The following is an 11,461-nucleotide window of genomic DNA, read 5'->3' as shown; positions in this document are numbered from 1 at the left end:
GGAGCCGCGCTGCGTTCGTTGCAAGTGCATCGTGAAAGTCATGCGGCGGTCTTTCCGGGCGCGATGCCGAGATAGGCTTCCTGCACGATGGGCGAGGCGATCACCTCGGCGGGCTTGCCGTCGGCCACCAGTTGCCCGTTGTGCAGAACGATGATGCGATCTGCGAGCGAGCGCACCACGTCCATCTTGTGTTCGACCAGCAGGATGATCTTGCTCTGGTCCTGCTTCAGCCGCCCAATGAGATCGAGCACCACGGGCACTTCGTCGACGCTCATGCCGGCAGTCGGCTCGTCGAACATGAAGACCTTCGGCTCCAGCGCCATCATCAATGCGACCTCCAGCTTGCGCTGGTCGCCATGTGAGAGCGCGGCTGCTGCGACCGCGCGGCGATTGCCGAGCGCGATACTGTCGAGAATGGCATCGGCGCGTTCGATCAGATCGCGGCGCTTCATCCAAGGGCGCAGCATCTCATAGTGCACGCCGGAGGCAGCCTGCACGGCGAGTCGTACGTTTTCCTCGACGCTCAGGTTCGGGAAAAGATTGGTGAGCTGAAAGGCGCGGCCGAGGCCCTTGCGGGTGCGCAACGGCGCGGTAAGGCCGGTGATGTTCTCGCCCGCGAGCAGGACATCGCCGGCTGAGGGCCGAAGCTGTCCGGAGATCAGGTTGAAATAGGTGGTCTTGCCGGCGCCGTTGGGGCCGACAATGGCCGTCAGTTCACCGGGACGGAACGTGCAACTCACCTTGTTGACGGCGACGTGGCCGCCAAAACGGATGGTCAGATCGCGGGTTTCTAGGGTGAGGGTCATGTCTGACGACTTCTATCTTGTCATTGCGAGGAGCGACAGCGACGAAGCAATCCAGTCCGAGAAGGTTCTGGATTGCTTCGCTTCGCTCGCAATGACGATGTGCTTCTTACCGCTTGTTCTTGATCGGGATCTGCATGTCCTCGATCTTCAACTCGCGCACCAGCTCGTTGTCGGCCCAGGCGAGGTTCGGGTCGACCTTGACGCGGAAGTGATACATGCTCTGCAGCGCCTGATGGTCCTCCTTGCGGAACATCATCTTGCCCTTCGGCGTATCGAACTCCATGCCTTCCATCGCCGCGATCAGCTTCTCGGTGTCGGTCGACTTGGCCTTCTGCACCGCCGTCACCGCTGCCATCGCTGCGGCAAAGCCGCCCGCCGTGAAGAAGTCCGGCGGCGCGTTGAAGCGCTTCTGGTGCTCGGTCACGAGCCACTCGTTGATCGGGTTCTTCGGGATGCCGTAGTAGTAATAGGTGGCGCCTTCCATGCCGGGTAGCCGCTTGTAGGCGGCGAGCGCGGGCAGGATGTTGCCGCCGGTGGAGAGCTCGATGCTGTAGCGCTTCGGGTCCATGTCCTGGATCTTGGTCAGCGGGTCGCCGCCGCCGGCCCAGATCACCCAGATGATCTTGCGGCCCGGCTTGTCCTTCAGTGCGTCGAACAGGCGCTGGCCTGCGGCGGTGAAGTCGGTGGTTGCGGGCGGAACGTATTCTTCCGCCGCCAGCGTTGCGCCGGTCTTGGAGAGCGCCGCCTTGAATGCGGCGACGCCGTCCCGGCCGAAGGCATTGTCCTGACCGAGGGTGGCGATGGTCACGCCCTGCTTGCCGATGGCGACCGCGTTGGAGATCGCGTCCTGCGACGAGTTGCGGCCGGTGCGGAAGATGTAGCGATTCCACTTTTCGCCAGTGATGGCGTCGGCAACCGCCGGCTCGACGATCAGCACTTTCTTGTTCTCTTCGGCGACCGGCAGCATGGCCAGCGCTGCGCCCGAAGCTGTCGTGCCGATAGCGAGATCGACCTTGTCGTCCTGATAGGCTTCAGCCAGTGCCGCCTTGGCGAGGTCAGGCTTGCCCTGATCGTCCTTGGTAATGAGGACAATCTTGCGGCCATCGATCATCATGGTGTTCTTGGTGGCGTATTCCAGACCCATGCGCAGGCCGTTTTCGGTCTGCTTGGCATAGGCCTCCAGCGGCCCGGTCTTGCCGTAAATCAGCGCGATCTTGAGATCCTGCGCGGATGCCGGCGTCGCCAGCAGCGCGGCTGCGGTGGCTGTGAAAATTGCAATCTTACGCATTGATGTCCTCCCCATTTCCTTGAGGGGACGATACATGCCCGCGCTGGAATTACCAATTTTTTTGCGGACGCCCACGGCCAGGACCATGAATTGTCAGCAGGCCCTGGTTGTCACAGTTGTGACACTGCTCAGTAATGCGGCGGCGGCTCGTTCGTGGTGCCCGCGCCCGATTTCATCTCGGCGTCTTCGAGCCGTTCGCGCAGACTAAGCATCTCACGGCTCAGGGCATCGATCTGCTTCCACTGCGCGGTGATGGTGTTGTTCAGGGCTTCGATAGTCTCGTCCAGATACGCGATCCGGATTTCCAGCGCGTCGATCCGTACTGCGGGTGAGGGGGTCTCAGTCATCGGCCTGCTCGCTCATTTCGATCTCGGTTGCGTCGGTATGATCCGCGCCGTCACCGCGCACCTGACGTTCGCTCAGTCCGTGGCCGAGCGCGATGCGCTGGTCGAACACGAAGCATTCGCCGCGCCACAGGCTTTGCTCCTGCGGGACGTCTTCGAGATATTTCAGGATGCCGCCTTTGAGATGGTAAACCTCCTCAAACCCCTGCGACAGCAGGTAGGAACTGGCCTTTTCGCAGCGGATCCCGCCAGTGCAGAACATCGCAATTTTCTTGTGCTTGCCTGGGTCGAGCGCCCGCCCCGCGAAATCGGGAAACTCACCGAAACGGGAAATCTTTGGATCGAGCGCGCCATCGAACGTGCCCATCTCGACTTCGAAAGCGTTGCGGGTATCGAGCAGCAGCACATCGTCCTGTTTAATGAGCGCGTTCCAGTCCGCCGCATCCACATAGATGCCGACCTTGGCGTTCGGATCGGTCTCCGGATCGCCCAGCCGAACAATCTCCTTTTTCAGCCGGACCTTCATCCGGTTGAACGGCATGTCGGAGGCGGCCGAGAATTTCAGTTCCAGGTTGTTCAGGCGGCCATTGAACAAGGCGCCGTTTTGCAGCTGGTTCATCAGGGCATCGATGGAGACTTCGCGGCCGGCCACGGTCCCGTTGATGCCCTCGGCGGCGAGCAGGATGATGCCCCGCACGTCCAGCGCCACGCACATATTGCGCAGCGGCTCACGCAGGGCCTCGAAATCGGGGAGTGCGACAAACTGATAAAAGGCGGCGACTTTGTACGACATGGCGGGGGTTATATCAGCACCAGGCGGCGCGGAAACAGCCGGTATTCGGCCCCAGCAGGGCTGGCGGCAGGGGGCCTGTTTGCCGCATTTTGGGGCAAATTTGGCCCCATCGGCGGTGTTGCGTTCCGGTCTAGCATACTGATCCATGGCGGGATGTGTCGCGAAGGCTACCTAATCCAGCTTTATTTGGTGGGCATGCCTCACTGAGGCGGACTTACGAACCACCAAACTGGAGAATCTGCTAGATAAAACGTCGGCTTACCTTCGAATCGGAACTGTCCAGTTGCATCAGATTTCAAAAGAGCCCGCCCACAGCGATTCCGGAAAGCAACACTTCAGCATTGCGTTCGGTCTGGAACGGATCGGGCTGATCGCGCTGCGCGCGCCGCGCACGGCTGCGGCGATCCTGCTGGCGCTCTGTGTCGTCGCGGTGTTCGGCATTCAGCGCATCAAGATCGACGATTCGCTGAGTCAGCTGTTCCGCTCTGATACGCCCGAATACAAGCAGTACGAAGAGGTGACCAAGCGCTTCCCGTCCAGCGAATACGACGTGCTGGTGGTGGTGGAAGGCAAGTCGCTGCTCGAGCGCGCCTCGCTCGAGAAACTCCGCGATCTGGTCACCGACCTGCAACTGATCGACGGTACGCGCGGCATTATCTCTCTCTTTTCTGCGCGGCAGCCGCCCGAAGGCGGCAAGCTGCCCGCTGCGCTGTTCCCGGAAACGCTGCCGGAAGGCGCCGCCTACGATGCGTTTATCCAGACGGTCAAAGCCAACGAGGTCATCCGCGGCAAGCTGCTGTCGGACGACGGCACGCTGGCGCTGATCGTACTGGCGTTGGACCCCACGATCGTCGGCAACAAGGGGCTCAACACCACCATCGGCGAAGTCCGCAAGACGATGGTGGACGATCTGGAGGGAACAGGTCTCAGCAGCCAGTTGTCCGGCGTGCCGGTGATGCAGCTCGAAATCCGCAACGCGGTCGAGCGTGACGGCCTGACCTACAACATCGCGGGCATTCTGGCTGGCTGCATCATAGCGATCATTTTCTTCCGCCGCGTCTCGTTCATGATTGTCGCGGCGTTTCCGCCGCTGCTGGCGATCCTGCTCTCGATCGGCACGCTGGGCTGGCTCGGATTCAGCCTCAATATGTTCCTTAACGTGATGACGCCGCTCATCATGGTCATCAGCTTCGCGGACTCGATGCAGCTCACCTTCGCCGCGCGTGATCGTCTGATTGCGGGCGAGGACAAATACACGGCCTTCCGCAACGCCGTGCTGGTGGTCGGTCCAGCTTGCGTGCTGACCCACGGCACCGCTGCGCTCTCGTTCCTCGCGTTGCAGTTCTCCGACTCCGACCTGATCCGCACCTTCGGCGAAGCGGGCCTGATGGCGACGATCATCGCGCTGATCGCGGTGCTGTCGCTGGTACCGGTGTTCGGTGTGCTGCTGGTCCGCAAGGAAAACCTGCTTGCCACCAAGATCAAGGGCGCGGACAGGGGTGTCGAAGCCTTGCGCGCGTTCTGCGCGTTTATCGCCAAGCGAATGGTCGGCCGTCCCGGTCTTTTCAGTCTGATCGCGCTGCTCGTGGTGCTCGGTCTCGGCATTATCTATGCGAGCCTCGAGCCGCGCTACCGGCTGGCTGACCAGGTGCCGGACAAGCAGCAGGCGGTCGAAGCTTCCAGCCGTCTCGACGCCAAGCTCACCGGCGCCAATCCGATCGACGTGCTGATCGAATTCCCGAAGGGTAAAGCGCTCTACGACAAGGAAACGCTCGACACTATCGCCGCCGTTCACACCATCATTGAGAAGCAGGCGGGCGTCGGCAACGTGTGGTCGATCGAGACGCTGCGGCGCTGGCTCGCTGAAAAGGCCGGCCGCTCGGACGTGGCGATCCTGAAGGAATATGTCGACCTGCTGCCGAAGTATCTGTCGCGGCGCTTCATCTCGGAGAATGAGGACGCAGTTGTGGTGTCGGGACGGGTGCCCGATCTCGATTCAAGCCAGATCCTGCCGACGGTGGAGAAACTCGACGCCGCGATGGGAACGGTCCGAAGCGCACATCCTGGTTACAATATCGCCGTGACCGGCCTGTCGGCGATTGCGGCGCGCAACAGCGCCAGCATGATCGGCAAGCTCAATGCCGGCCTCACCATCGAGTTCCTCCTGGTCGCTGTTTTCATCGGACTGGCGTTCCGTTCGGTGGTGGTGATGTTTGCGAGCATCCTTCCCGGCATCTTCCCGGTGGTGCTGTCAGGAACCGTTTTGTGGTTTCTGGGGGAGGGACTGCAATTCGCCAGCGTGGTCGCGCTGACCGTATCGTTTGGCCTTGGATTGAGCGCGACGATTCATTTCCTCAACCGGCTGCGGCTCGAAGAAAAGCCCGGTGTCGATGAAGCGCAGGCTGTCGAGCGCGCCACGGTTCTGGTCGGTCCTGCGCTGATCCTGACCACGGTGGTGCTGGCGTGCGGTCTGGTGGTGACAGTGTTCTCGGATCTGCCGTCGCTGCGCCTGTTCGGCTGGCTCAGCGCCTTCTCGATGATCGCGGCGCTGATCGCCGATCTCTTCATCCTGCGGCCGACGGCGATGTGGCTGATGAGCACATCGCATCGCCTCAAGGCGGCACTGCGCAGCAAATAGGCGGGTCTCTCCCGGACAGCAAAAAGCCCGCTGAATTCTCTTCGGCGGGCTTTTTGCTGATGGATTGCAAGGCTTAGTTGGTGCGTGCCAGGCTGATCGTGACGCCGCGCAACTCGCCCTTGGAGCTGATATTGACCGATTGCTTGTTGCCGCGGGTCGTGACGTTGAAGCTCGCTGCGTAACCGTTGGTCTGGACCAGGGCGCTCACCTGGCCATTCGCGATGCTGCCCTCGACGGTGCCGTTGACGCCGCGGCTGGCTTCACTCCAGGAACCGGTGATGTTGCCACCCCTGGCTGCGATGTCGCTGGTCAGTTCGAATCTATAGCTGTCGCTCGCGCAGCGCAGAACCTGATGCAGGTTGTTGCCGCTGCCATCGACGGTGTAGGTGCCACGGCATCGGATGCGCTCCGTTCCGCCCTCCGCAATGGTGATCGTGCCGTTGCCAGCCCAGTTGCCTGCAAAATTGGCAAACGGGGCGGAATCGGCCTGCGCGAATGCCGGGACCATTAGGACTGCTGCGGCCAGGGCTGCACTGCGGAAACGGCGAAAATCAAAACTCGAAGCGGGAAAAGACATTTCTAAACACCATCGTTTGCGGTCGCGATATTTATTGGTGAGTCCTAGCACGCTTTGGTTCACCCGAAAATGTGGCGCAGTGCACCAAAATGACAAAATCGCCGCGGAGGCGTTTCTGTCTGTTGTGTGACGGAGAGGGCATCCGGCCGCTTCGGGATGTTTTACGGTCATTTCGCGCGCTGCAGCGCAAAGATCGGATGTTTGAATATTTCCTCCTCGGATCGGTGGACAATCTCGTTTTTCGGACATCTAATCCTCCCCAAGGCCGGCGAACAAAAGCACGGTCATTTGGGAGGACGACGAATGAAATTAACGCGACGCGATTTTTCTGTCGGCGTCGCCGCAACTCTTGCGGCGCCAGCATTCATCAAGAGCGCCGGAGCCCAAGGCGCCACCATCAAGATCGGCATGGTTCTTCCGGTGACCGGATCGGCCGCCGAGCAGGGCAAGTTCGCGCTCAACGGCGCAAAACTGGCGCTGGATGCCGTCAACAAGGCAGGCGGTATTCTCGGAAAGCAGGTCGAACTCATCACTGAGGATGACCAGACCACGAATCCGGGCGTTGTCCTCGCATTCTCCAAGCTCGCCGCGCAGCAGGATATCGTCGCTTTCCTCGGCTCGATCCGCTCGACGCAGGTCCATGCGATGGCGCCGGATGTTTTGAAGCTCGGCAAACCGATGGCGATCGGAGGGACCGATCCGAACCTGACGCACATGGGCAACAAGTGGCTGTTTCGCTTTCGCCCCAATGACAGCTATTCCGGCAGGGTGATCGCCGACTACGGCACCAACACGCTCAGCAAGAAGAAATGGGCGGTGCTGCATTCCACCGACGCGTTCGGCACGGCAGGCGGCAAGGCGCTCGCCGAGGGATTGAGCAAACTTGGCGTGACGCCGGTGCTCGTCCAAGGCTATGCGAACCAAAGCCAGGATTTCACCCCGGTGGTGCTGGCGATCAAGCAATCGGGCGCAGACGTTCTGGGCTCCTATTTCACTTTCGAGAACGATCTCGGCATCTTCGCCCGTCAGTTGCGCCAGCTTGGCGTCAACATTCCGTGGGTCGGCTCGCCATCCATCGTCGGCGTGTCCTCGACGCGTCTCGCGGGTGCGTCGCTGTACGGGACTTACGGCGTTGCCGATTATGCCGAGGATTCGAGCCCGGCAGCCAAGGCGTATGGCAAGGCCTATCGTGATGCCTACAAGCTCGCGCCGGACAACCAGAGCGCCTGGACCTACGACGCGGTCAATGTGCTGGCGAAGGCGATGAACACCGCGAAGTCGACGGAACCCGAGAAGGTCCGCACGGCGATCCTCGCGATCAAGAAGCATGACGGTGCGGAGGGCGAATACAACTTCGACGCCAATGGCGACGGTCTTCACGGCTACAACATCGTGAAGAACGAAAAGGGCAACATCGTCTTCGAGAAGCATATCGAAGCGGCCAGGTGATCGTCGCGGCGGCTTCCTTCAAGGGAGCCGCCGTCATTGCGAGCGAAGCGAAGCAATCCAGAATCAACAAGCAAGACTGGATTGCTTCGTCGCAATCGCTCCTCGCAATGACGCAGCAATCAACGGTGTTCTGTTTCTCTTGAGCGGGCCTTTCATGGATCAGGTTCTTCAGTTGCTCTTCACGGGCATCGGCATCGGCTCGGTTTACGCGCTTGTGGCGCTGGGCTTTGTGCTGATTTTCCGAGCGACCAACGTTGTGAATTTCGCCCAAGGCGAGTTTTCGATGGTGGCGGCATTCCTGATGGTGGTGTTTGCAGTCGATCTGCAATGGCCGTACTGGCTGTCGTTCCTGATCTCGCTGGGCGGGATGGCGCTGTTCGGCGTGATCTTCAATCTCGGGGTCTATTATCCGCTGCGCCATCGCACCTTCCTGCCAGTCATCATCGCCACCATCGGGGCGTCGATCTTTCTGGCCAACTCGGTGCTGGCGATCTACGGCCCCGCGCCGCAGGTTCTGGAGGGCTGGTTCGAGACGCCGGGCATCCAGTTGGGGCCGGTCTATCTCGACAGCCAGTATCTGCTGATCATTGCAGTCACCATCGCGCTGGTGATCCTGAACTACTGGTTCTTCGAGCACACGATGCTCGGCAAGAAACTGCAGGCGACCTCGCAGGACAAGGAGATGGCGTCGCTGCTTGGCATCTCGGTGTCCAGCATGATCATGATCACGTTCATATACTCCGCGGTGCTCGGAGGGCTGGCGGGCATTTTGGTGGCGCCCATTCTCTTCGTCTCGATCCAGATGGGAGCGACCATCGCACTGAAGGCGTTCGCCGCCACCATTATCGGCGGTTTCGGTGACGTCACCGGCGCGATCATCGGCGGCATCGCGCTCGGCATCATCGAGACCTTCGGTGCAGCCTACGTGTCGGTGCCCTACAAGGATGCGTTCGCGTTCCTCGTGTTGATCCTGTTTCTGGTCTTCCGTCCGCAAGGCATCTTCGGCGAACGCGTGGCGGAAAAAGCATGAGCGTGCCCAGCGAAAACATGCCCGTCATCGCCACCATGCGTCCTGCGCCACTGGTGCTGCGCCACTTGCCGTATTTCATCGCGGCCGCGGTCGCCGTGTTCGCGGCTGCCACGATGAGCTTCGACGGCTACGTCCTCAATATTCTGATGCAGGCCACGACCTTCGCCATCGCAGTGTTCGGGCTGTCGGTGGTGCTGGGCCTGTGCGGCCAGATCAATCTCGCTCAGGCCGCGTTCTTCGGCCTCGGTGCCTATGTCGTCGGTCTCGGCACCGCCGACTACCAGATCAACTTCTGGATCTGTCTCATCGGCGGATCGTTGCTGGCGCTAGCTGCCGGTGCGCTGCTGGGCATGAGCACGCTCAAGCTCGGCGGTCATTACCTGGCCATGGTGACGATCTCGTTCCAGCAGATTGTGACGCTGGTCATGATCAATGCGATCTGGCTCACGCGCGGACCCGACGGCATCTCGAAAATCGGCCGGCCTGCATTGTTCCAGTCGCAACAGTCCTTCCTGGCTTTCTGCGTCGCGGCGCTGGCGCTGATTGGATACATCGTCTGGCATCTGCCGGACACACGGATCGGCCGTGCGATGCGTGCGGTGCGCGATAATGAACTCGCCGCGGGCGTGGCGGGCATCGACATCTTTCGCACCAAGGTGGCGGCGTTCGCACTCTCCGCATTGCTCGGTGGCATCGGCGGCGGGCTCTACGCCGGCGGCTTCTCCTACGTCAGTCCGGATCAGTTCTCGTTTGCCGAGTCGATCGTATTCCTGACCATGGCGCTGCTCGGCGGCGTGGCGTCGCCGATCGGGGCCGCGATCGGTACCGGCTTGCTGATCCTTATTCCGGAATGGCTGCGTTTTCTCAAAACCATACCGGGGCTGTACCTCGCTATTTATGGCCTGTTCGTGATCCTGATCGTGCGCTTCATGCCGGACGGCATCTGGGGCTTCGTTCAGGAACTGATCACCAAATGGCAAGCGAAAGCGCCACCTCATGTCGCAAGTCCTGCGTTGCTGCTCAAACCGGCACAGACCGGCGGGGACATGGTTCTCGAAGTGACCGGGCTGTCGAAACATTTCGGTGGCCTGAAAGCGGTCGACAAGGTCGATCTGTCGGTTCGCCGGGGCAGCGTGCATGCGCTGATCGGCCCCAACGGGTCTGGAAAGACCACCACGCTCAACATGCTCTCGGGCCTCTACAAGACCACGTCAGGAAAGATCGTGCTCGACGGCACCGACGTGACCGACATGCCGGCGCATCAGCGTACGGCGGCGGGGCTCGGTCGCACCTTCCAGAACATCCGGCTGTTCCGTTCGATGACCGCGCTCGAAAACGTGGTGATCGGTGCGGAGCGTCCGGGCAATACACTGATTGGCGAGGGAGGGCAGGACGCGCTGACGCAGCGCGCGATGTCGGCCCTGACTTTCGTCGGTCTTGGCGGACGTGCCAACGAACTGGTGTCCAGTTTCTCCTACGGCCATCAGCGTCTGATCGAGATTGCCCGTGCGCTCGCCGGCAATCCGACGCTGTTGCTGCTGGACGAGCCGGCAGCCGGATTGAACTCCAGCGAGAAGGTCGAGTTGCATGATCTGCTCAAGCGCATCGCGGCGCAGGGGCTCACCATTCTGATCATCGATCACGACATGACGCTGGTGCGCGAGGCGGCGCAGCACATCACGGTGCTCAACTTCGGCCGCCGTATCGCGGATGGAGAATCGTTGGCGGTGCTGCAGCATCCTGACGTCATTTCCGCATACCTCGGGACGGAGTGAGTCATGGCGCTGCTCGAGATCAATGACCTGATCGTTCTCTACGGCGAAATCGAAGCGCTGCGTGGCATCTCGCTGAAGGTGGACACAGGACAGGTGGTGACGCTGCTCGGCTCCAACGGCGCCGGAAAATCCACCACGCTGCGCGCTATCTCCGGCCTCGCGAAGCCTGCGGCGGGCGAAATCCTGTTCGATGGCAAGTCCATCGTGGGTTTGGGGCCGGAAGCCATTGTGCGGCTCGGTATTTCACACGTGCCGGAAGGGCGGCGGGTGTTTCCCGGCCTCACGGTGAAGGAGAACATCATGCTCGGCGCGTCGAATCGCCGGGTCGCGAAAGCCCAATTGTCGCGCGAGGCGGACGCGATGTTCGATCTGTTCCCGGACATTCGCGCGTTCTCGGATAAGCTCGGCTGGACGCTCTCCGGCGGGCAATTGCAGATGGTCGCGGTGGCGCGCGGGCTGATGGCGAAGCCGCGCCTGCTGCTGCTTGACGAGCCGTCGCTCGGCCTTGCACCGGTGATCGTGCAGGCGGTATTTCGCATCATTGCCGAAATCCGCCGCGACACGACTGTTTTACTTGTGGAGCAAAATGCGCGAATGGGATTGTCCGTCGCCGACTATGGCTACGTGCTGGAGACTGGCCGCCTCGCCCTCGGCGGCAAGCCTGACGAACTGTGGGGTAATGAAGCAATCAGAGCCGCTTACCTAGGCGGCCATACCAAGGCAGCTGTCTAGTGATCCGGCTCTGACATTCGTATGACGTC

Annotated in this window: 10 protein-coding genes; 5 read left to right on the top strand and 5 right to left on the bottom strand. The window is 61.2% G+C overall.

What is annotated here, in order from left to right; translation table 11 throughout:
* Window positions 1-38 precede the first annotated feature (38 nt).
* The 4 genes from YH63_RS21545 to YH63_RS21530 all read right to left on the bottom strand — a co-directional run bounded on the left by YH63_RS21545 (window position 39) and on the right by YH63_RS21530 (window position 3,231).
* A complete protein-coding gene (locus YH63_RS21545) occupies window positions 39-806 on the bottom strand; it encodes an ABC transporter ATP-binding protein (protein ID WP_046830304.1) in 768 nt (255 codons plus the stop codon).
* A gap of 106 nt (window positions 807-912) precedes the next feature.
* Window positions 913-2,094 (bottom strand): substrate-binding domain-containing protein, encoded by a 1,182-nt coding sequence (locus YH63_RS21540; RefSeq protein WP_046830303.1) that lies wholly within the window; start codon window positions 2,092-2,094, stop codon window positions 913-915.
* A gap of 128 nt (window positions 2,095-2,222) precedes the next feature.
* On the bottom strand, window positions 2,223-2,441 hold the full coding sequence (locus YH63_RS21535; RefSeq protein WP_046830302.1) for a SlyX family protein: 219 nt from the start codon (window positions 2,439-2,441) through the stop codon (window positions 2,223-2,225).
* On the bottom strand, window positions 2,434-3,231 hold the full coding sequence (locus YH63_RS21530) for a rhodanese-related sulfurtransferase (RefSeq protein ID WP_046830301.1): 798 nt from the start codon (window positions 3,229-3,231) through the stop codon (window positions 2,434-2,436). The genes YH63_RS21535 and YH63_RS21530 overlap by 8 nt, the downstream gene beginning before the upstream one ends.
* A 283-nt stretch (window positions 3,232-3,514) precedes the next feature.
* On the opposite strand from YH63_RS21530, the gene YH63_RS21525 reads away from it, so the two are divergent.
* Window positions 3,515-5,869: an efflux RND transporter permease subunit gene (locus YH63_RS21525; protein ID WP_046830300.1), complete on the top strand. Its 2,355-nt coding sequence runs from the start codon at window positions 3,515-3,517 to the stop codon at window positions 5,867-5,869.
* Window positions 5,870-5,942: 73 nt separating this feature from the next.
* On the opposite strand, the gene YH63_RS21520 is transcribed toward YH63_RS21525, so the two are convergent.
* Window positions 5,943-6,446: a hypothetical protein gene (locus tag YH63_RS21520; RefSeq protein ID WP_046830299.1), complete on the bottom strand. Its 504-nt coding sequence runs from the start codon at window positions 6,444-6,446 to the stop codon at window positions 5,943-5,945.
* 303 nt (window positions 6,447-6,749) lie between these two features.
* Here YH63_RS21520 and YH63_RS21515 point away from each other — a divergent pair, with 303 nt between their 5' ends.
* From YH63_RS21515 to YH63_RS21500, 4 genes are all read left to right on the top strand, one after another.
* Complete coding sequence (locus YH63_RS21515; protein ID WP_046830298.1) at window positions 6,750-7,895, top strand: ABC transporter substrate-binding protein; 1,146 nt, start codon at window positions 6,750-6,752, stop codon at window positions 7,893-7,895.
* 154 nt (window positions 7,896-8,049) lie between these two features.
* Window positions 8,050-8,925 carry a branched-chain amino acid ABC transporter permease gene (locus YH63_RS21510; protein WP_046830297.1) on the top strand — a complete coding sequence of 292 codons (876 nt, stop codon included), beginning with the start codon at window positions 8,050-8,052 and terminating at the stop codon, window positions 8,923-8,925.
* A complete protein-coding gene (locus tag YH63_RS21505; RefSeq protein ID WP_046830296.1) occupies window positions 8,922-10,700 on the top strand; it encodes a branched-chain amino acid ABC transporter ATP-binding protein/permease in 1,779 nt (592 codons plus the stop codon). Before YH63_RS21510 ends, YH63_RS21505 begins: the two co-directional genes overlap by 4 nt.
* 3 nt (window positions 10,701-10,703) lie before the next feature.
* On the top strand, window positions 10,704-11,432 hold the full coding sequence (locus tag YH63_RS21500; protein WP_046830295.1) for an ABC transporter ATP-binding protein: 729 nt from the start codon (window positions 10,704-10,706) through the stop codon (window positions 11,430-11,432).
* Window positions 11,433-11,461 lie beyond the last annotated feature (29 nt).

Origin of the sequence: Afipia massiliensis, assembly GCF_001006325.2 — a bacterium.
GTDB lineage: Bacteria > Pseudomonadota > Alphaproteobacteria > Rhizobiales > Xanthobacteraceae > Afipia > Afipia massiliensis_A.
Note: the sequence above shows the minus strand (reverse complement) of the source record. Positions and strands in the feature narration are given on the sequence as shown.